General features: G+C 40.6%; 18 protein-coding genes and 4 pseudogenes. 3 read left to right on the top strand and 19 right to left on the bottom strand.

The window, feature by feature from the left end:
* Window positions 1–17 precede the first annotated feature (17 nt).
* A complete protein-coding gene (bioB, locus tag ACNO7B_RS14340) occupies window positions 18–1,013 on the top strand; it encodes a biotin synthase BioB (protein ID WP_255234203.1) in 996 nt (331 codons plus the stop codon).
* A 40-nt stretch (window positions 1,014–1,053) separates the two neighbouring features.
* On the opposite strand, the gene ACNO7B_RS14345 is transcribed toward bioB, so the two are convergent.
* From ACNO7B_RS14345 to ACNO7B_RS14360, 4 genes are all read right to left on the bottom strand, one after another.
* A complete protein-coding gene (locus tag ACNO7B_RS14345) occupies window positions 1,054–1,527 on the bottom strand; it encodes a hypothetical protein (protein ID WP_007500557.1) in 474 nt (157 codons plus the stop codon).
* A gap of 172 nt (window positions 1,528–1,699) precedes the next feature.
* Window positions 1,700–2,533, bottom strand: coding sequence for an undecaprenyl-diphosphate phosphatase (locus ACNO7B_RS14350; protein ID WP_024719699.1), 834 nt, complete (start codon window positions 2,531–2,533; stop codon window positions 1,700–1,702).
* Between the two features lie 124 nt (window positions 2,534–2,657).
* Window positions 2,658–3,800 carry an AI-2E family transporter gene (locus ACNO7B_RS14355; RefSeq protein ID WP_007500555.1) on the bottom strand — a complete coding sequence of 381 codons (1,143 nt, stop codon included), beginning with the start codon at window positions 3,798–3,800 and terminating at the stop codon, window positions 2,658–2,660.
* 65 nt (window positions 3,801–3,865) lie between these two features.
* A complete protein-coding gene (locus tag ACNO7B_RS14360; protein WP_008344160.1) occupies window positions 3,866–4,258 on the bottom strand; it encodes a DoxX family protein in 393 nt (130 codons plus the stop codon).
* A gap of 200 nt (window positions 4,259–4,458) precedes the next feature.
* Here ACNO7B_RS14360 and ACNO7B_RS14365 point away from each other — a divergent pair, with 200 nt between their 5' ends.
* Window positions 4,459–5,448, top strand: a complete 990-nt coding sequence (locus ACNO7B_RS14365; protein ID WP_375831057.1) for a Gfo/Idh/MocA family protein — start codon at window positions 4,459–4,461, stop codon at window positions 5,446–5,448.
* A gap of 54 nt (window positions 5,449–5,502) precedes the next feature.
* On the opposite strand, the gene ACNO7B_RS14370 is transcribed toward ACNO7B_RS14365, so the two are convergent.
* From ACNO7B_RS14370 to ACNO7B_RS14410, 9 genes and pseudogenes are all read right to left on the bottom strand, one after another.
* On the bottom strand, window positions 5,503–6,027 hold the full coding sequence (locus tag ACNO7B_RS14370; protein WP_008344162.1) for a type 1 glutamine amidotransferase domain-containing protein: 525 nt from the start codon (window positions 6,025–6,027) through the stop codon (window positions 5,503–5,505).
* A gap of 90 nt (window positions 6,028–6,117) precedes the next feature.
* Window positions 6,118–7,071: a methyl-accepting chemotaxis protein gene (locus ACNO7B_RS14375; RefSeq protein ID WP_417901863.1), complete on the bottom strand. Its 954-nt coding sequence runs from the start codon at window positions 7,069–7,071 to the stop codon at window positions 6,118–6,120.
* Window positions 7,066–8,106 (bottom strand): annotated as a pseudogene (locus ACNO7B_RS14380) (cache domain-containing protein); the annotation flags it as partial. The pseudogene ACNO7B_RS14380 and the gene ACNO7B_RS14375, both read right to left, overlap by 6 nt.
* A gap of 370 nt (window positions 8,107–8,476) precedes the next feature.
* Window positions 8,477–9,424 carry a methyl-accepting chemotaxis protein gene (locus ACNO7B_RS14385; protein WP_370539194.1) on the bottom strand — a complete coding sequence of 316 codons (948 nt, stop codon included), beginning with the start codon at window positions 9,422–9,424 and terminating at the stop codon, window positions 8,477–8,479.
* Window positions 9,416–10,453: pseudogene (locus ACNO7B_RS14390) on the bottom strand (HAMP domain-containing protein); the annotation flags it as partial. The gene ACNO7B_RS14385 and the pseudogene ACNO7B_RS14390, both read right to left, overlap by 9 nt.
* A 176-nt stretch (window positions 10,454–10,629) precedes the next feature.
* Complete coding sequence (locus ACNO7B_RS14395) at window positions 10,630–11,580, bottom strand: methyl-accepting chemotaxis protein (RefSeq protein ID WP_370529239.1); 951 nt, start codon at window positions 11,578–11,580, stop codon at window positions 10,630–10,632.
* Window positions 11,575–12,618: pseudogene (locus ACNO7B_RS14400) on the bottom strand (cache domain-containing protein); the annotation flags it as partial. The pseudogene ACNO7B_RS14400 and the gene ACNO7B_RS14395, both read right to left, overlap by 6 nt.
* 126 nt (window positions 12,619–12,744) lie before the next feature.
* Window positions 12,745–13,695 carry a methyl-accepting chemotaxis protein gene (locus ACNO7B_RS14405; protein ID WP_410685518.1) on the bottom strand — a complete coding sequence of 317 codons (951 nt, stop codon included), beginning with the start codon at window positions 13,693–13,695 and terminating at the stop codon, window positions 12,745–12,747.
* Window positions 13,687–14,736 (bottom strand): annotated as a pseudogene (locus tag ACNO7B_RS14410) (cache domain-containing protein); the annotation flags it as partial. The pseudogene ACNO7B_RS14410 and the gene ACNO7B_RS14405, both read right to left, overlap by 9 nt.
* Window positions 14,737–14,892: 156 nt before the next feature.
* On the opposite strand from ACNO7B_RS14410, the gene ACNO7B_RS14415 reads away from it, so the two are divergent.
* Complete coding sequence (locus tag ACNO7B_RS14415; RefSeq protein ID WP_008345763.1) at window positions 14,893–15,633, top strand: protein-glutamine gamma-glutamyltransferase; 741 nt, start codon at window positions 14,893–14,895, stop codon at window positions 15,631–15,633.
* A gap of 21 nt (window positions 15,634–15,654) precedes the next feature.
* Here ACNO7B_RS14415 and ACNO7B_RS14420 read toward each other — a convergent pair whose 3' ends face one another.
* From ACNO7B_RS14420 to ACNO7B_RS14445, 6 genes are all read right to left on the bottom strand, one after another.
* Window positions 15,655–15,903 (bottom strand): hypothetical protein, encoded by a 249-nt coding sequence (locus tag ACNO7B_RS14420; protein ID WP_017358966.1) that lies wholly within the window; start codon window positions 15,901–15,903, stop codon window positions 15,655–15,657.
* A 24-nt stretch (window positions 15,904–15,927) separates the two neighbouring features.
* Window positions 15,928–16,959 carry a nitronate monooxygenase gene (locus ACNO7B_RS14425; protein ID WP_410685506.1) on the bottom strand — a complete coding sequence of 344 codons (1,032 nt, stop codon included), beginning with the start codon at window positions 16,957–16,959 and terminating at the stop codon, window positions 15,928–15,930.
* 14 nt (window positions 16,960–16,973) lie between these two features.
* Window positions 16,974–17,375 carry a secondary thiamine-phosphate synthase enzyme YjbQ gene (locus ACNO7B_RS14430; protein WP_025207889.1) on the bottom strand — a complete coding sequence of 134 codons (402 nt, stop codon included), beginning with the start codon at window positions 17,373–17,375 and terminating at the stop codon, window positions 16,974–16,976.
* Between the two features lie 136 nt (window positions 17,376–17,511).
* On the bottom strand, window positions 17,512–18,804 hold the full coding sequence (locus ACNO7B_RS14435) for a hemolysin family protein (protein WP_007500537.1): 1,293 nt from the start codon (window positions 18,802–18,804) through the stop codon (window positions 17,512–17,514).
* Window positions 18,805–18,852: 48 nt separating this feature from the next.
* Window positions 18,853–19,527, bottom strand: coding sequence for a zinc metallopeptidase (locus ACNO7B_RS14440; RefSeq protein WP_024719711.1), 675 nt, complete (start codon window positions 19,525–19,527; stop codon window positions 18,853–18,855).
* A gap of 81 nt (window positions 19,528–19,608) precedes the next feature.
* Window positions 19,609–19,833: a hypothetical protein gene (locus tag ACNO7B_RS14445; RefSeq protein WP_008345775.1), complete on the bottom strand. Its 225-nt coding sequence runs from the start codon at window positions 19,831–19,833 to the stop codon at window positions 19,609–19,611.
* Window positions 19,834–19,875 lie beyond the last annotated feature (42 nt).

Here is a 19,875-nt window from a genome sequence, read left to right on the forward strand (position 1 = left end):
ATTGAGAGGGGCTTATGATGGGAAAAATAACGTCTTTGTCTTGGGAAACGATCGTGAAGAAAGCCATCAATGATGAACCAATTACGATGGAAGAAGGTCTAAAAATTCTTGGAGCAGACGACGCAGAGTTGCTGCCTATTATGCATGCAGCTTATCAGGTGAGATTTCATTTTTTTCAAAAAAAGGTGAAGTTAAATATGATCTTTAACGCCAAAAGCGGATATTGTCCTGAAAACTGCGGGTATTGTTCACAATCGGTGATTTCAACAGCTCTGCTTGAGAAATATACAATGCTTGACCAAAAAACCATTGTGGCCGGTGCGCGTGAGGCGTTAAAAAGAAAAGCAGGGACTTATTGTATTGTAGCAAGCGGGAGAGCACCTTCGCACCGTGAATTAGATGAAGTCACCGCAGCAGTAAAGGAAATTACCGAGACGATGCCTTTGAAGGTGTGTGCATGCCTTGGGTTATTAAATGAAGAAAAAGCAAAGCGGCTGAAGGAAGCGGGTGTTCATCGGTATAATCATAATCTCAATACACATCAAGATCATCATGCTCAAATTACAACGACCCATACGTATGATGACCGCGTATCGACCCTTGAGAAGGTCAAACAGTCAGGGATGTCACCATGTTCAGGAGTTATTATTGGGATGGGCGAAACCAATCAGCAAATTGTCGAAATGGCTTTTGCGCTTAGAGCCCTTGATGCGGATTCGATTCCCGTCAACTTTCTCCATGCAATTGAAGGAACGCCTCTTGAACATCAAGAACGCACACATCCGATCAAAGCGTTGAAGGTTTTGGCACTGATGCGATTTATCAACCCGGCTAAGGAAATTCGAGTATCTGGGGGAAGAGAGTTTAATTTACGAACGCTTCAGCCTCTAGCATTATATGCAGCGAACTCTATTTTTGTAGGCGATTATTTAACGACAAAAGGACAGCAAGTTCAAACCGATCATCACATCATTGAAGATTTAGGTTTTGAAATAGAAGAATGTGCGCTTTAAAAAAGTCTGCCGATGAATCGGCAGACTTTTGACGTTGAGATTAGAATCTTTTATGGAAATCGACAGTACCGCTTCCTTCTTCGCGGTCAAAGCTGCCAACAAAAGTCCAGTTAATATAGCCGCCGTCACCATTGTTGACAAACGTACCATCTTCAAATACCCAAATACCAAACGTAATGCCGTCATATTCAACACTATCATAATAGACAACATTGTTCAGTCCGCTAAAATCATGATCTTGGCTTAAGTTTTGAACAACTACGTTGTAATTTTGACCTGCTTCATAAAATGCACTGTATGCCGCATTTTTTACAAATCCATCACGATTTTGAGATGATTTTACTGCTTGTTCAATTTTATCGGCAATGGCTACTGGATCAATCGAGACACTTCCATCGACACCTGTTGTCGTAGCAGCTTCAGCCTTTTGACCAAAAGTCGTAAGAGATAAAGGGACAGCAACCATTGACGTAGCAATCATAGAGCTAACAAAAAATTTACTTGTTTTCCTCATTATTTCTAACTCCTCCTTTAATTGGTATGTTTATGTACTACCCTTTTCTTTGTCACTTAAACACTAATTTAAGAAAAAACTTCTTTTTCTACCAATTAAGAGGCTGTTTTTACTGTTTAAAAGGGCAAAAAAAACAAAAAAACTACTCTTTTAAAAGAGTAGTTTTCCATCATTACATAAACAGGATAAATAAAATCAGACCGAGGATGATTCGGTAGATCGCAAAAGGCACAAGTTTGATTTTATTAATCAGTTTTAGGAAGAATCGAACAACAAAGAGAGCCACAATAAACGCACTCACAAAGCCGACAATAAAGAATGGAAGCATGTCTGTTGTTAAATATTCGGCATTTTTAACAAGTGTTAAGAGGCTTGCTCCCGCCATAATCGGCATGGCCATAATAAACGTAAAGTCAGCCGCCGCTCGGTGATTCAGTCCAAGAATAACACCACCTGCTATTGTAGAACCTGAACGCGAGAAGCCTGGCCATAGTGCTAAACATTGAAATAGCCCGATATACAGCGCTTGTCTGTACGTCATATTATCCACAGAGCTTGTTTCTGTTTTACGTTTATTGATCCAATCAGCGACAAGCATCAGCACAGCCCCTAAAATCAAACCGACAGCGACCGTTCTCACATCAAACAAATATTTATCAATATAATCTTCAAATAAGAATCCTAAAATGACGGCTGGGACGAGTCCAACAGCAATTTGAGCAATGGTCAGCTTATGTCCGCTGCGTTTTTGTTCTTCTGTGATATTTTTCTTTAAGCCTAACAAGTTCAAAATACGATCTTTAAACACGATCATGACAGCTAAAATTGAACCTAACTGAATCACGACTTTAAATGTGTTTGCAGCCTCTGGCGTAATGATGTCTTTTGATTTTAGCCAAAGATCATCAACAATGATCATATGCCCTGTAGACGAGACAGGTGCATACTCTGTTAATCCCTCGACAATTCCTAAAACCAGTGCCACGAATAAATCCCATAGATTCATGATTTTCTTTCCTTTCAATTCTGATCTTTTGAAGGCAAACATCTATGTCCACATAAAGACAAGCTTTCTTTTTCGAAAGCTCGTCTTTATGATACTATATTTTTTTCTAAAAAAGATTATGACATCAAACCTTTTCTTCTTTATACAAATTGGATCGCATTTTGAACCAATCAAACAGGTGGGTCGTGATCACTTTCAGAACGGCATACGTCGGAATCGCAACAATGATGCCAACGACGCTGAACAATTTACCTGCTGTTAATAGAACAAAAATAATCGTAATCGGATGGATATGAAGGTTTTTCCCCATGACCTGAGGAGAAATGAATTTCCCTTCAATAAGTTGAACCACTGTCCAGACAATGATGAGTTTTAAAAGCATCACTGGTGATGTCACAAGCGCAATCACAATCGCTGGTGTAATCGCAATGGTTGGACCAAGGTATGGCACTACACTTGTACATGCCGCAATAATCGCCAGCAGCAGCGCATAGTCAAGTCCAATAATCATATAGCCAATTAAAAGAAGAATACCGATACAGAAGCTGACAATGATCTGCCCGCGTATATAAGAACTTAGACGATGGTTCATTTCGTGAAGCACGATATGAGTATGGTCTCTAAACTTATTCGGGATAAATTTCAAGAAATAGTCAGGCAGTTTTTTGCCGTCTTTTAATAGATAAAACAGAATGAACGGAACCGTCACGATCGAGATGATAATTTCAGTAAGCGCCCCTAAGAAAGTGCCGACTCCAGTAAAAGTACTTTCCAAAATCTTCGTCGCTTGACTTGACGCTTTACTCACCAATTCAGAGACGTTAAAGTTCATCGTTTTCTGCACTTGACTAATAAAGTTGCTTCCAGTTAATTGTCTAATCTGTTCTTCTACCGTATCAACGTATTTTGGCAGATTATGAAACAGACTCATCGTTTGTGCTTGTAAAAAAGGAATAATAGATACAATGGTCACTGTAATGATCCCAATAATGACGATATATAAAAGCAAAATCGAAAAGATCCGTTTGACCTTAAATCTCTCTAATAAATTCACAATTGGATTTAATAAATAATACACAACCCCCGTTAAAATAATCGGCAAGGCAATGGTTTTGATGAGTACAATGAGCGGTGTGAAAATAAAAGATGCTTTCATGAAAACAAGGATATTCAACCCTATTAATAGCAGGATGAGTAAAAAGAGAACAAACTTGTTATCAAGAAAAAATTTTCTAAATCGACTGCTCCACATTTGCATAGAATTCATATCTTTCCTCCAAACACGGGCTATTTTATTAGTAAATTGTACACTACTTGATCATCATTTTGTGATCATTGTTTTAGCTTTTTTTCACGTTTCGCAATGGACATGGCCCATCCAATCAAAATCGGTTGTCCGATTAACCTCATCCATAACAAGGCTTGTTCTGTGCTCTCTTGCCCTGGAAATGGAATCCCTTCTCTCGCAGCAAATAGGTTCGCAGGGAAAATGAGCACCAGATAGACAGCGATCATTTTTGCTGCCACAATCCTTACGTTTGGAAGAAGTAGTAATACGGCCAGCAGCCATTCCAAGCATGCGGTGGCATAAATGATGCCATAGGGAAATGGCCATCCAGACATCATGCGGGCAAAGCCGCTTGGCTCTATCACATGAAAAACACCGGCTGCTATAAATAAAAGCGCGAATGCGTATGTACTTCCTATATGTAGGATGCGCTTCATGTTCGTTTCCTCCTCCCTCCTTCTCAAGTATTACCCGAATGAAGGAGGAAACTATCCACTTTTCGTACATTTATATTCTTTATGTAAGACGCATCAGCTAAGGTAAAGGTTTCATCCGCTTTTCAATAAAAAAGAAGATTCTTTCATACAAACGCTTTCAAAGCATGTATAATCAGAGAAAAGCAGAAGGAGGGAATGTGATGATTCGATTTGCTGTCATCGGAACGAATTGGATTACAGATCGATTCTTACAGGCTGGTGAAGGAGTGGCGGATTTTACATGTACGGCCGTCTATTCTCGGTCTGCTGAAAAAGGACAGGCATTTGCAGACAAGTATGGCATTGATACCGTCTTTACTAATTTACAACAAATGGCGGCAAGTGATGCGTTTGATGCTGTGTATATCGCAAGTCCAAACGCCCTTCACAAAGAGCAAGCGATGCTGATGATGGCGCATCAAAAACATGTATTATGTGAAAAACCATTGGCCTCTCACCGGAAAGAGGCTGAAGAAATGATTGCTGCTGCGAAAAAATATCAGGTGTGCTTAATGGAAGCGATGAAGACCACCTTTCTGCCGAATTTTCTTCAAATCAAACAGCATCTTGATCAACTAGGCCCCATTCGGCAAGTGATCGCTCATTACTGTAAATATTCCTCAAGATACGATGCCTACCGAAACGGTGAGATTCCAAATGCTTTTAAGCCGGAATTATCCAATGGCTCCTTAATGGACATCGGCGTGTATCTTGTCTTTCCCATCATTTATTTATTCGGGCTGCCACATCAAATCACCGCGAGAGGCTATACACTTTCTTCTGGAGTAGATGGGAGCGGTTCATTACTTTTACAATATGAAGGACATCAAGCACTTCTTTTCCATTCAAAAATCTCAACATCTCATGTATCTGCTGAAATTCAAGGGGAGGATGCCACGATGGTGATTGATCAATTCCATCGCCCTTCTCGTATCATCATCCATGATCGGAATGGACAGCAAACCGATATTTCTATCAAAGATGATCAACCCGCTATGTATTATGAAATCGATCATTTCATTCAATGCATCAAGCAAAAAAAGGGACAGTCGCCAGTCAATACATTTGCCTTATCCGTTCAAACCATGTCCGTCATGGACGAGGCGAGAAGACAAATGGGCATTATCTATCCAGCCGACAGACAAATGTAATGAGGCATTAATGAACAAAGGGCGTTTTACAGCCCTTTGTTTGTTCGTGTGAAACTAGTTTGCCGCTAATACATCGGCAAATGCTTTCACATATGGCGGAAGGTCCGGCGGGCGTCTGCTTGATACAATATGACCATCTGTCACAACGGCTTCATCAAACCATTCCGCTCCAGCATTTGTCATATCATCTTTAATACCAGGTGTACTCGTTACTTTTTTACCTTTCAGGATACCAGCTGAAATGAGCACCCAGCCGGCATGACAGATTTGTCCGATCGGTTTGCCCTTTGCATCAAACGTACGAACGATGTCTAATACTTCTGGATATCGGCGAAGTTTATCGGGCGCCCATCCCCCAGGAACGAGAACCGCATCATAATCATCTGCTTGAATGGAATAGAAGTCTGCATCTGATACAGCTGGCACTCCGTACTTCCCGATATATTCATGATCTGCTTTTTCGCCTACGAGATGGACAGTTGCCCCCTCTTCTCTTAATCGCAAAACGGGATACCATAGCTCTAAATCTTCAAAATCATCACTGACTAACGCAATGACCTTCTTATTTGATAAACGCATAACATCTCTCCTTTTCTTCGGATTTCCTCTATTGTACGAGATCATCTCTTAAAAAGAAAAGCGGTTCCCCTTGAGGAGAACCACTTTCCATTATTCACTGATCTTGAATTTTTTAATTAAGTCACGCAATTCTTCCGCCATTTGGGAAAGCGTCGTCGAAGAAGAACTAATCTCTTCCATTGATGCCAGCTGTTCTTCTGCCGATGCTGCGATATCTTGAATACTTGCTGAACTCTCTCTCGATACATCTGCAATTTCATTCACTGCTTTAGAAATTTGCTCAGATCCTTTTGAAAGCTCACGAACTGTCGTATTCATTTCATTGATTATTGTCGCAATTTCTGCCGTTTGCTGATTGATTTGTGAGAAGCTTTCTTTTGTTTGGTCTGTAATTGATAGACCATTTTTTACTTCTTCATTCACAGATTTGAACATATTTTGAGACGTTTCAATTTCAGAGACAATTTCTTTGACGAGTTTTTCAATCTCTTTTGCAGAATCTGATGATTGAACTGCCAGTTTACGGACTTCTTCTGCTACAACCGAGAAGCCTCTGCCTGACTCACCCGCACGTGCTGCTTCAATGGCTGCATTCAGAGCCAGTAAATTCGTTTGATCTGCTATACCGTTAATGACACCTAAAATGTTGGTGATATCTTTTGATTTATGCTCTAATCCGTTGATCACACTTTCAGCTTCTTTCACTGAATGATCAATCGTTTTCATTTGGCCAACTGTCTGTTCAACAAGCTGTCCGCCTGTTTCTGCGACTGTTTTTGATTGAACCGATGATTCTGTAATGACATCAGATGTTTGTGCAACTTCATTTAGCCCTTCGTTCATTTGTTTCAAGTGGGCTGCACTTTGTTCCACCATTTCGCTTTGATTTTCGTTTCCATTCGAGAATGTTTCAATGGATGATGTAATATGTTCGGTTGCTTTTGTCGTTTGACCTGCACTTGCCGTCAGTTCTTCAGACGATGACGCCACGTTTTCAACAGATGTCTGTACAGCTTGGATGACGCCTCTGAGTGACTCACTCATTTCATTAAAACTTGTACCGAGCTGACCAATTTCATCCTTTGATTTAACATCAATTTTTTCTGTTAAATCTCCTTCGCTAATCTTCTTAGAAGAGGAGACAAGCATGGAAAGCGGTTTTGTAATAGAACGGATGATAAAGAAGATGAGAATCCCGCCAATGATGAGCGCACCAGCTAATATAATGGCCGCCATGTTGAAGACTGGCTGCGCCGCTTCTTCTACTTCATTGACAAACATTGTACCGGCAATTTTCCAACCAGTCGCTTTGTTTGTTGTGAACTCCATTTGCTTTTCTTTTCCTTCAAACATATAACTCATTGAACCTTTGTCTTGTGTATAAAGCTTGTCTACCCAATCACCTGTTAATTTTGTTCCTGCTTTTTTCGTTGGATGTGCCACGTATGTCCGATCTGGGCTTCCGATAAAAGCATGACCTTCTTTACCAATATTGATACTATTAGACTCTTTTACTAGATTCGCAATGTCCAGGTTCATCGCAATAACACCAGAACCATCCTCTAGTTTTTTAGAAATCGTCACAACAAGTGTACCAGTTGATGCGGTTGGATATGGAGCGGAAACAGACAGCTCACCGTTTTTCGCCCAGCCATCTTTGTACCAATCCCGCTCAGTTGCGACATAATCAGCAGGCATTTTTTGATTTGGATATCTTGAGAATACTTTTCCATCACTTGAAGCAACAAAGATGCCTTCTGTGTCATCATTCATGCTCATGAATTGCTCAAAGCGCCCTTGAATATCAGTCGTTCCTTTTTGCCCCAACTTTTTCTTCGTAATCCATTTGCTAAAGAAATCGGCTGCGTCTGTTTTTACTTTCACAACCTTCGTAATGTTTTTGTCCAGCTGTTCTACATTTTCCTTTGCACTTTGCATGATTTGATCATTTAAAGAGGTGCTCGCCGTATGATATGAAGAGAATGCCAATACGATAATTGGGCATAAAAGAATAAATAAGAAAGAGAAAACGAGCTTTTTTGATATCGATGGTTTTTTGAAATACTGTATGAAATTCATAAAAAAGAAAACTCCTTTTAGTAAGATAGTATATATATCGGAAGTACTACTAGGTTCTTTACTTTTTTAATTTATTAAAGTCTAGATAAGTCCAAAATACCCAAATTATGTGCAAAGAACGGAAAAACACCTGGCGTCAAAACGTCAGGTGTTCCAAATTATTGACAAAGGGCTAAAATGAATTTTATTTTAGCCTTTTGTCTTCTTTTCAGCGTGATAGAAAACCTTTGCAGTCTAGGAAGGACGAGCATCGGCGCGGAGCGAATTTGACATTCGTGAGCACCGAAGCGCAGGACTGACACCGAATGCGAGGGTTTGTCTACACGCTGAAACACCTGACGTCAAAACGTCAGGTGTTACACTATGACTCTTATATTTTAAATTGTTTGATGAGCTCTCTCAGTTCTTCTGCCATTTGAGATAAAGTGGCGGAAGATGAGCTGATCTCTTCCATTGATGCCAGCTGTTCTTCTGCTGAAGCCGCAATATCTTGGAACCCTGCGGAACTTTCACGTGAAAGCTCTTTGATTTGATTGACTGCTTGTGAAATATCGTTTGAGCCATGAGAAAGTTCTTGGGCTGATCCGTTCATTTGTTTCATTTGTTCTGTCATTTCTGATGTCTTATGGGTGATTTTCTCAAAACTCACTTTCGTTTCATCTGTAATGTTTAATCCAGATTGAACCTCACCTGCTACTTGTCTAAACATCTTCTGCGACTTTTCAATTTCATCTACGATTTCGTTCGTTAGGCTTTCAATTTCTTTTGAAGAGCTGCCTGATTGCTCTGCCAATTTGCGGACTTCTTCAGCGACCACAGAGAAGCCTCTTCCTGCCTCACCTGCACGTGCTGCTTCTATCGCTGCATTTAAAGCAAGGAGGTTCGTCTGATCTGCAATGCCGTTGATAACTCCAAGAATGCTTGTAATGTCCTTAGATTTCTGTTCTAGCCCTGCAATCACAAGCTCTGCTTCTTTCACTGCTTGTTCAATCGTTTGCATTTGACCTGCTGTTTTTTGAACGAGCTCTCCACCAGCCTGAGCGGTTTTGCTAGACTCAATAGATGATTCCATCATATGAGAAGTCGTGTTGACCATATGTGATAAGCTTCGATCCATGTCGTTTAACTGGACAGAGCTTTTTTCGATCATCTCATTTTGATGTTCATTGCTGTTTGAGAACTGTTCAATAGATGAGGTAATATGCTCAGTCGCTTGGGCTGTCTGTCCTGCACTAGCCGTTAATTCTTCAGATGAAGCAGCAACATTTTCAATTGAATTCTGGACGGCTTGAATGACTTGTTTCAGCTTTGCCGACATATCGTTAAAGCTCTGTGCAAGCTTTCCGATTTCATCGTGTGTGCGCACCTCGATATGCTGGGTGAGATCCCCCTGACTGATTTTCTCAGCCGATTCAGAGAGCTCTATGAGTGGTTTTCGGATCGATTTAATAATAAAATAAATCGCGATTCCACCGATGACAATCGCAGCAGCTAGGATAATCATGGTTAAGTCAAGCACTGGCTGTGCGGCTTCCTTCACTTCGTTGACATACATTGTTCCCGCAAGCTTCCAGCCTGTCGCTTCATTTGTGTCATAAAACATTTGCTTCGGCTGTCCGTTGAATTCATATTCGAAACTGCCTTTTTTATTGCTATACAACTTCTGAATAAAATCTCCTGTCAATTTTGTCCCGGCCTTTTCCGTTTTATGAGCAATGTAACGTTGGTCTGAGGTAGCGACAAACGCATAACCTTCTTGACCAATTTTGATGCTGTTTGTATCTTTCACAATCGTGTTCAATCGTACATTTATACCAATGACACCTGAACCATCTGCTAATTGTTCTGATATTGTGATGAGCAGGTCATCTGATGACTTGTCTGTAAAAGGATCTGAAATGATGAGTTTGTCATCTCCCATTGATTGTTGAAACCATGGTTCATTTTTTGCGCTTTTGGCACTACCTTTATGAATCTCGGAATATTCAGTTAGTTTACCATTCTGATCTGCAACAAATACTTCTACAACATCGTCGTCTGTTTCCGATAGTTGCTCTAATTTCACCTTAAGTAAATCCTTATTTTTAGAGGCCAGTTCCTTTTTTTTCACCGATTTAGATAAATATGAAACAATATCAATTTTAGGCTGTACATCTTTATTGATCAATTCATTTAATTGATTCACACCATTTGCAGCGCTAGACATAATCTCATCATTGAGAGACTTAGACGCCACTTCATAGGAAAATGCGGCCAACACAAGAATGGGCACTAGGAGAATCGCTAAGAATGCAGTAATTAATTTCTTTGACATCGTAAAGTGCTTAAAAAAGTTGATTTTTTTCATGACTCTACTCCTTTTGGTTTATGATTTGGGATCATCCCCCTCTATTCTTGGGTAATACGGATTATTTTTCAAGGTGTAATGTTCAAAAAACCACCAAAATAAGCATATTTACCTATTTCTTTCGGTTTATTCACTTCAAAAAAGAACCCCCTAGCTGGAGGTTCTTTTCATTTGGTTTATTCGACTTTAAATTTGCTAATCAAATCACGTAATTCTTCTGCCATTGAAGAAAGGGTGGCAGAGGATGAGCTGATCTCTTCCATTGATGCCAGCTGTTCTTCTGCTGAAGCGGCAATGTCTTGGATATTGGCGGAGCTTTCACGTGATACGTCTGCAATCTCACGGACAGCCTCAGAAACATGTGCAGATCCTTTTGACAACTGGACAACTGTTCGATTCATTGTTTGGAGCTGATCTGAGATTTCTTTGGTCATGTCGAAAATATTGTGGAAGCTGACTTTCGTTTGTTCAGTAAAGCTTAAGCCTGATTGAACTTCTTGATTTACTGCTGTGAATACTTCTTGTGATACATCAATATCTTGAACGATTTCTTTGATTAAGTTTTCAATTTCTTTCGCTGAGTTGGCAGATTGAACAGCAAGTTTTCTTACTTCTTCTGCTACAACGGAGAAACCTCGACCAGATTCTCCAGCTCTTGCTGCCTCAATCGCTGCATTCAGCGCAAGTAAATTCGTTTGATCTGCGATGCCATTAATGACACCAAGAATCTGGGTAATATCTTTTGATTTGCTTTCCAGCGCACTGATGACATTCTCTGCTTTTTTCACTGATTGATCAATCACGTTCATTTGAGAAGCGGTTTTTTCTACTAGCTGTCCGCCTTCTCCTGCAATCTCTGTTGATTTGATGGATGAAGCGGTAATCGATTCAGCCGACTCGTTCATGTGCTGAAGGCCTCTGTTCATTTCTTCTAATTCTTCTGAGCTTGATTCCACTTTATCATTCTGGCTTTCGTTACCAGTAGAGAATTGTTCAATGGCTAATGTAATATGCTCTGTTGCTTTACTTGTTTGTCCTGCGCTTGCGGTCAGTTCTTCTGATGAAGAAGCGACATTTTCAACGGAGGTTTGGACGGCACCAATGAGGGATCTTAATGAGTCAATCATCGTATTAAAGCCTTTACCAACTTGTCCTATTTCATCATCTGATTGAATCTGAAGTTTATCACGTAAATCACCTTCGCTGACCTTTTTCGAGAAACGGGCAAGATTGGATAATCTACTTGAAATAGAGCGGACAATAAAGAAGATGAGGGTTCCTGCTACGATCAGTGTCACACTGAACACAATAATGGCTGTATTGAAAACGGGTTTAGCTGCATCCTCTACTTCTGATACAAGCATCGTGCCGCCGATTTTCCAGCCGGTTAGTTCATTTGTGACATACGCCACTTTTTTATCTGTTCCATTGAGTGTATAGCTGCCGTTTCCTTGTTTGTTTTTAAAAATAATGTTCGCCAAATTCTCATTGACTTTGCTTCCTGGCTTTTGGGTTGGATCTGCTAACACAGTTTTATCCTTCTCCATGATGAAAGCATATCCTTTTTGACCTATTTTGATTTCTTTTAGCTTTTGAATGAGGCTGTCAATTTCCATATCAAGACCAATCACCCCTGAGCCATCTTTCGTTTTTTGGGCAATGGTGATGACCATTTTACCTGTAGATGCTGCGACATATGGCTTCGTGATGACTTGTTTACCATCAGCACTCATGGCCTCTTGATACCACGGACGCTCTCGCGGGTCATAGCCATCAGGCATTTTTTGAACTGGGTATTGCATGAACAAGCCCTTTTCTGAACCTGCATAAATGGCTGAGACATCTTTTTCATTAATTTTTCCGTATTGCTGCAATTCTTTAATGGTAGCTTTTCTATTTTTTTCTTGAAGATTAGACGCCTTGAGATCATCTGTAAACAGGGTTACAGCCTCTGCCTTGTTCCCAATATTCTCATCGATTAAGGTATCAAATGCATTGACCTGACTCATCGCACTGCCCATAATCTGTTTGTCTAACTCTGTTTTTGATGTAAAAAATGCACTGATTGTGAGTGCGACGGTTGGCAGTATGAGGACTACCAAAAAGGCAATAACTAATTTTTTAGAAATGGATGGTTTTTTGAACGATTGGATCATTTTTCCCATTTTCTCTTTCCCCCTTTACTTCTCTAAAGTTATTATCGGATGAAAGGTTTATTTTTAGAGGGATGGAAATGATGTTTAAAAATAAAAAAAATACCCAGACAATTCTGGATATTTTTTCATCGTTTTTTAATCAATTTTAAATTGACTTGTCAGTTCTTTTAGTTCCTCAGCCATATTGGCAAGTGTTACAGAAGAGGACGAAATTTCTTCCATAGATGCCAATTGTTCTTCAGCAGATGCCGCAATATCTTGAATGTTCGCCGCACTTTCTCTTGAAACTTGACGCATCTCCTGCATGGCTTGTGACACAATTTTTGAACCGCTTGATAGGTCAACCGCTGTATCATTTAATTGAGTCAGCTTTTTAGACATACCTTCTGCCGCTTCATAAATGTTCTGGAAGCTTTCTTTTGCTTCTTCTGTCATCCCAAGTCCTGCATTTACTTCTCGGTTAACAGCTTTGAACATCTCTTGAGATTTGGAAATTTCTAACACAATTTCTTGGATCAGCTTTTCAATTTCTTTCGCTGAATCTGCGGATTGGACCGCTAGTTTTCTGACTTCCTCTGCTACGACAGAGAAGCCGCGCCCTGATTCACCTGCTCTTGCTGCTTCAATGGCTGCATTGAGTGCAAGTAAATTCGTTTGATCTGCAATGCCATTAATGACATTTAAAATGCTCGTAATATCTTTAGATTTGTATTCTAATTCTTTCATGACTTGTTCTGCTTCTTGTACAGATGTGTCGATATGTTTCATTTGATTGGCTGTGCTTTCAACGATACGTCCGCCTTGTCCGGCCGCTTCTGTCGATTGAATGGAGACAGCAGTCACTTCTGATGAAGTTTGTGACATACCTTGTAATCCTTCATTCATCGCAACAAGCTGATTCGTGCTAGATTCGACTTTCTCATTTTGTGCTTCATTCCCATTTGAGAATTGTTCAATCGACATTGTGATATGCTCTGTCGCCTGACTCGTTTGGCTGGCACTAGCGGTCAGCTCTTCTGAAGCTGAAGCCACATTATCAACAGAATGCTGGACCGCTCGAATGACTTCACGTAAAGATTCACTCATCTTGCTAAAGCTTCTTGTGAGGTCTCCTATTTCATCCTTCGATTTGGTTTCAAGGGTTTCCGTTAGATCCCCTTCACTCACCTTTTCGGAGAAATCAACAAGCCTTCTAAGTCCAATTGTGATGGAGCGAACGATAAAGAAGATCGCAATACCGCCAAGGATAAAAGAAGAAATTAAAAGAATAATGGCAGAATTCCAAACTGGCTGTGCTGCTTCTTCTGTTTCTGATACAAACATCGTTCCAGCAATTTTCCAACCTGTTAAATCATTTGTCACAAAAACGAGACGTTTATGCTCTCCTTTATTCTCATAAGTTGATGTTCCTTCTTTGCCGCTGTAAAGGATTGATGAAATATTTTCAGTCACTGCAGATCCTGATTTTTCTTCTGGATGAGCGACAATCTGTTTGTTTTTATTTGCAATAATTGGATATCCTTCTCGTCCAATTTTAATGTCTTTGATTTTATCGACAATGTCTTGAACTTCAATGTCGATTCCTATTGCTCCAGACCCGTCCTTCAAGCGTTGGGCAATTGTGACAACCATGCTGTCTGTTGTGGCTGAGACGTATGGATTGGTGACAACAGGTTCACCTGTCTCGTCCTGCATCGCCGCTTTGTACCAGTCACGAGTTGTTGGGTCATAGTCCTTTGGCATATCCACTTTAGGATACTGAATAAAGTCACGATTTTTACTTGCTGCATAAAACCCAACCACATCATCTTCATTGATTTTACTGTATATCTCAAAATGCTCATACAGTTCGTCCTGGTTTTTCTTTTTAAAGTCTGCAGCACTGGATGTTTCGGTAAACAGTTTGACTGCGTTCTCCTTATTCAAAAGCTTTTGCTCGATCATGTCATTCAGTTCATTGACTCTTGCGTTGGCTCCGTACATGATTTCATGATCTAATTCTTCTTTGGCAATCTGATATGAAATCGTACTGAGTGTAATGATAGGCAAGACGAGAACAAGTGTGAATGAAATAATCAGCCTTTTAGAAATCGATGGTTTTTTCAACCATTTTATGATACTTTTCATGTTTTTCCTCCTTTTAAACGTTATGTTTTATATCGGACAGCTTCATATTATTTTCATGTTTTTCAAATAAAAAGGATGTCTTTTTGTTTATTTTCACAAATTGATTCCTTGCCCAAGCATCCCGCATACGCTAATACAAAAGGGGGCGCTTTTCATATGATTATCCTTTCAGGACAGCCAGTGACAAATGAGCAGCTGGCATCGTTTCAGCTAGAAGGACAAAAGCGGATCATTTTGATGCAGTTACAAGCCTCAAATGATACGTTCCGTTATAGGCAGGCATCTGATTTGTTATTTGAGGTGACTTTACGATCGAATATCATGAATGCGGCAAGAGATTTGAACAAGAGCGGTGCCTCATTTGCTATCTTTCAAAGGTCCCGTGCGAATGACGCCTATTGGCGTGTATCAGAGGCCGGAGCGTTAGAACTGCGCTATCAAGTCGAGCCATCTACGGGGATTAAAGACATCTTTGAAAATGGCTCAAAATATGCTTTTGAATGTGCCACAGCAATTGTCATTGTGTTTTATATGGGAGTCTTGCAAACGGTAGGAGACGAGAAGTTCAATCGAAGACTTAGAAGTTTAACACTGTATGACTGGCACTATGATACATTGTCTATTTATACAGAGCGCGGAAATGATTTTATTTATGGGGATTGCCTATATTTCGAGAATCCAGAGTTTAGCTATCAACAGTCTCAATGGCGCGGAGAAAATGTGATTTACTTAGGGGAAGATCAATATTATGGGCATGGGCTTGGGATCTTAACAGCTGCAGAGATTATCGATAAATTAAATGCCAGAAGACGGCCAGGGGCGGTTCAGTCCGCTTATTTACTGCCGCAGACTACTAGGATGGATGTTATTTATCTGAGGCAAATGTTTGGCAGCTAAAAAAGGCCTCTTGTCTATAGGTTATGACAAGGGGCCTTTGTATGCCTTGCGTTTGCGGTAATCGTGGAGCGTGCCAAGCATTGTGTTTGCTAGGATTTCCATTTCTTCTAGGTCGTTTCTTGTGACTGGAGGGTCGTGCTGATTCCATTTCACATAACGGACGAAATAGTAATGACGAATGGGGGTAAGGACGGCAGGGGAGTGCGGAAAATCATCAAATAGAAATTCAATTTGTCCTTTTTTCCGATATGAATGTTTTAAGATTTCCATCCTGTCACACCACCCATCATCAAATTATATCTGCGTGAGTTCATGCATGATCTCTTCAACGGTTAAAATCGAGAGAATGCGGCCAACCCCCTGACCTGCCCAAAGAGCCATTTGTTCTCGGTTTCCTGCAGCAGCTGCCACTTTTCGCATCGGTGTTGTCCATACATGCTGTATAGGATAGGGAAGAACCCGGTCTTCATTTCGTCTTTCTTCCTCCATCCACTGATTGACAATACCTCTGGCTTTTTTTCCAGAGAAAAGCCGTGTCATCGCTGTTTCACTGCCTTCTGCCTGTAACAGCGCCTTTTTGTACACATCTGCCGCAGCACTTTCTTGACTCGCTAAAAATCGTGTCCCTATTTGAACCGCATCTGCTCCAAGTGCTAGTGCTGCTTTCATAGTGGTCCTGTCTGTGATACCTCCAGCGGCAATCAATGGGATATGACAGACAGACCTGACATCACTGATCAGGCAGAAAAGTCCCTGCAGAGCATCTCCCTTTGAATGTAAAAAGGTGCCTCGGTGCCCTCCTGCTTCGCTTCCTTGCAGAACAATGGCATCCATTCCTTTTTCTTCTAAAAGCAGTGCTTCTTCTTTTGTTGTAGCTGTTCCAATGAGAAAGATCCCCTTTTGTTTCAGGTGATGAATTGTTTGTTCGTTTGGACAGGCAAATGTAAACGACACAGCTGGGACTTCTTCTTCTTGAAGAATGTTGATTTTTTGTTCATAGTCCTTCCATAATTCTTCCTCGCTAGGAATCATCTGTGCTTCTGGTATGACAGGCAGCCGATCTGTCCAAAATGATACATCTTCTGTTTTCGTTTCTGAAATGGGTTCAGGGACAAACACATTCACTTGAAATGGACGAGATGTCAGCTGTTTGACCTGTCTGATTTGCTGCCTCATCTTTTCAGGCTGTACATAACCACTTGCTAAACTGCCGAGACCGCCATATTGTGAAACAGCGGCGACAAGCTGCGGCGTCACCGCTCCTCCTGCCATTGGTGCTTGAATGATGCCATGTTCAATTTGAAGTAACGCTGTGAATTCTCCCATCTTCTCCCCCGCCCTTACTCGTTAGATGACACCTGTACATAAAAGTGACGATGTCTCGGTCCGTCAAACTCACAAAAATAGATTCCCTGCCACGTTCCAAGCACAAGATCACCATGATGGACAAGAACGTGCTGAGATGCTCCCATATAACTGGCTTTCATATGCGCTGCTGTATTGCCTTCCATATGACGATCTTTTGAATGTTCCCACGGAAAGACTTCATCAAGCCGGCGCAGCATATCTCGTTTGACGTCTGGGTCGGCATTTTCATTAATGGTGATTCCAGCCGTCGTATGTGGACAATAGACCATAACCGTTCCGTTTTGAATCCCAGTTTCCCGGACATATTGCTGAACTTCATGGGTAATGTCTATCATGTCATCGTGTTTGTCTGTTTGTACGTTGATTTTTTTCATTTCACTGGCTCCTTTTGATCATGTCTATAAAACCATACCCTTTTTATGTGAAATCAATCACTGCCGGTTGGCAGAAACAAATCTTCTTACATAAAGTTTACCAAGCAAAAAAACCTCGTCAATAGCTCGGAGGTTTTTAGGAAAAGTGAACCTTTTTTACTTCTATGGTTCGAATATGATGATCTTCTGCATCGACAATTTTAAATTCACAGCCTTCTGCTTCAATGATATCTCCAATGTCAAAATCAATTTTATGCGTCATCATCCACCCTGCAATTGTATCAACATCATCATTTTCAATCGCTAAATCCAATAAATCATTTACTTCATCGATCAAGGCTTTCCCATCCATCACATAATGAAAGTCACCTTTTTTCACAATATGAGGGGTCTCATCTTGATCATATTCATCTCGAATCTCGCCCACAATTTCTTCTAATATGTCTTCAACTGTGACGAGACCTGCTGTTCCGCCGTATTCATCTACAAGCACCGACATATGAATCCGTTCCTTTTGCATCAAAATCAGCAGTTCTTGAACCGGTGTACTTTCAATGACTCGAATAACAGGGCGCATTAAGTCTTCAATGGACACCTCTTGATTGAGAAAACTTGCTTTAAATACGTCTTTGCTATTGATCACACCAATGACATGATCTTTGTCTTCTTTAATGACAGGATAACGTGTATACCTTTCGTTCAGCATATAATGCGTCACGTCTTCCAGGCTCTGTTCAATTTCAATGGCTGAGATTTCTGTGCGCGGGATCATGATCTCTCTCGCCACTCGGTTATCAAATTCAAATATTTTATTGACATATTTGTATTCAGATTGGTTGATCTCGCCCTTCTCGTAGCTTTCAGACAGAATGAGACGCAATTCTTCCTCACTAATCGCCACTTCATGTTCTTTGACAGAATGAAAACCAAATAATTTCACAATGCCTCGTGCAGCCCCATTTAATGCTTTAATAAACGGATACATGACTTTATAGAAAAAAATAAGAGGTTTTGCCGTCACAAGACTGACGGCTTCTGCCTTTTGAATGGCAATCGTTTTGGGAGCAAGTTCCCCAACGACAACATGCAAAAACGTAATGATCACAAAGGCAATGATAAACGATATGATGTCTGTCAAAGCGGAATGAAGCCCTGCCTTTTCAAAAAGCGGATGCAGGAAATGTTCCACTGTCGGCTCCCCTAACCACCCTAAGCCTAATGCCGTGATGGTAATGCCAAGCTGACAGGCAGATAAATATTCATCAAGGTTGGTTGTCAGTTTCTGAACATGAATGGCTCTCTTATCACCGCTTTCAATCAGCTGATTGATTTTTGAGCCTCTAATTTTCACAATCGCAAATTCAGTGACAACAAAAAATGCTGTCGCAGCAATGAGTAATAGGACTAAAAATACGTTTAAAATATACAAAAAAACCCTTACCTAACACGGGTAAGGGCTCACCTCCTCTGGCGTCAATTAATCATTACGGCCATTTAGGAAGATCATTACAAAACGGAGCAATTCAAACAGGGAGACAAGGGCCGCTGCTACGTACGTAAGAGCTGCGGCATTTAACACCTTGTTCACGCCTCTTTCTTCACTGCTTCTAATGATTCCTTCTGAAACAATGATATTCTTTGCACGAGAACTTGCGTTAAACTCAACAGGCAATGTCACTAGCTGAAAGAACACAGCAGCTGAGAACAGAACGATCCCAAGCCCGATTAAGTTAAGGCTGCCGAGCAATAATCCACCTAGGAAAAGAAGCGGGGCAACACCAGATGCAAAGTTCACGACAGGGAAGATCTTATGTCTCAAGACAAGCGCACCATAGGATTCCTGATGCTGCAAGGCATGTCCAACCTCGTGTGATGCGACTGAAATGGCCGAAATGGAATGGCCATAATACACTGGTTCAGATAAACGAACCACACGCTGCGTCGGGTCGTAATGATCAGTCAAAGTTCCTCTTACCGGTTCAACGGGTACATCATATAACCCGTTGCGATCTAAAATATATCGAGCGGTTTCAGCACCTGTTTTCATACTGGCAGCTTCAACCTTTGAATACTTTTCAAAATTATTCTTTACTTTAAATTGTGCCCAAAAAGACAATCCCAATGCGGCAAATGTTAAAAAATAAAAAAACAGCATGCTCATCAGCTTCCTTTTTATTTTATATATTTATTTACAATTTTAATGACTTTTATGTAACGTGTACAGAAAAAAGCACTAGGTCTTTTTAAGGGGAATCACTACACCAATGAAAAAGAAGAACATTCCGATGCATGCTGTATAAAATGTCACCGTTCCATATAGGTCTTGAAAAAAACGAAGCCACGAGAAATCATTCATAAAATGGTTCACCGCATTTAAATCAAACACGAGTAAAATCACCGCAGATGATAAAAAGTGTGCGCCGATAAAAAGAAGTACGGTCTTTTGAACAAACGACATTCGCATTCCCTCCTTCTTCTCTCTTATTTTAAGATATGGGTT

Source organism: Bacillus sp. AK25, from assembly GCF_048270685.1.
GTDB classification, from domain to species: domain Bacteria; phylum Bacillota; class Bacilli; order Bacillales; family Bacillaceae; genus Bacillus; species Bacillus altitudinis.

What these genes read in the sequence shown, in the direction of transcription:
- ACNO7B_RS14345 (WP_007500557.1), bottom strand. Translation starts at nt 1,527, where the DNA reads ATGAGGAAAACAAGTAAATTTTTTGTTAGCTCTATGATTGCTACGTCA.
- bioB (WP_255234203.1), top strand. Translation starts at nt 18, where the DNA reads ATGGGAAAAATAACGTCTTTGTCTTGGGAAACGATCGTGAAGAAAGCC.
- ACNO7B_RS14445 (WP_008345775.1), bottom strand. Translation starts at nt 19,833, where the DNA reads ATGTCGTTTGTTCAAAAGACCGTACTTCTTTTTATCGGCGCACACTTT.
- ACNO7B_RS14350 (WP_024719699.1), bottom strand. Translation starts at nt 2,533, where the DNA reads ATGAATCTATGGGATTTATTCGTGGCACTGGTTTTAGGAATTGTCGAG.
- ACNO7B_RS14415 (WP_008345763.1), top strand. Translation starts at nt 14,893, where the DNA reads ATGATTATCCTTTCAGGACAGCCAGTGACAAATGAGCAGCTGGCATCG.
- ACNO7B_RS14430 (WP_025207889.1), bottom strand. Translation starts at nt 17,375, where the DNA reads ATGAAAAAAATCAACGTACAAACAGACAAACACGATGACATGATAGAC.
- ACNO7B_RS14395 (WP_370529239.1), bottom strand. Translation starts at nt 11,580, where the DNA reads ATGATTGACTCATTAAGATCCCTCATTGGTGCCGTCCAAACCTCCGTT.
- ACNO7B_RS14370 (WP_008344162.1), bottom strand. Translation starts at nt 6,027, where the DNA reads ATGCGTTTATCAAATAAGAAGGTCATTGCGTTAGTCAGTGATGATTTT.
- ACNO7B_RS14420 (WP_017358966.1), bottom strand. Translation starts at nt 15,903, where the DNA reads ATGGAAATCTTAAAACATTCATATCGGAAAAAAGGACAAATTGAATTT.
- ACNO7B_RS14375 (WP_417901863.1), bottom strand. Translation starts at nt 7,071, where the DNA reads ATGAGTGAGTCACTCAGAGGCGTCATCCAAGCTGTACAGACATCTGTT.
- ACNO7B_RS14405 (WP_410685518.1), bottom strand. Translation starts at nt 13,695, where the DNA reads ATGAGTGAATCTTTACGTGAAGTCATTCGAGCGGTCCAGCATTCTGTT.
- ACNO7B_RS14360 (WP_008344160.1), bottom strand. Translation starts at nt 4,258, where the DNA reads ATGAAGCGCATCCTACATATAGGAAGTACATACGCATTCGCGCTTTTA.
- ACNO7B_RS14365 (WP_375831057.1), top strand. Translation starts at nt 4,459, where the DNA reads ATGATTCGATTTGCTGTCATCGGAACGAATTGGATTACAGATCGATTC.
- ACNO7B_RS14385 (WP_370539194.1), bottom strand. Translation starts at nt 9,424, where the DNA reads ATGTCGGCAAAGCTGAAACAAGTCATTCAAGCCGTCCAGAATTCAATT.
- ACNO7B_RS14425 (WP_410685506.1), bottom strand. Translation starts at nt 16,959, where the DNA reads ATGGGAGAATTCACAGCGTTACTTCAAATTGAACATGGCATCATTCAA.
- ACNO7B_RS14355 (WP_007500555.1), bottom strand. Translation starts at nt 3,800, where the DNA reads ATGAATTCTATGCAAATGTGGAGCAGTCGATTTAGAAAATTTTTTCTT.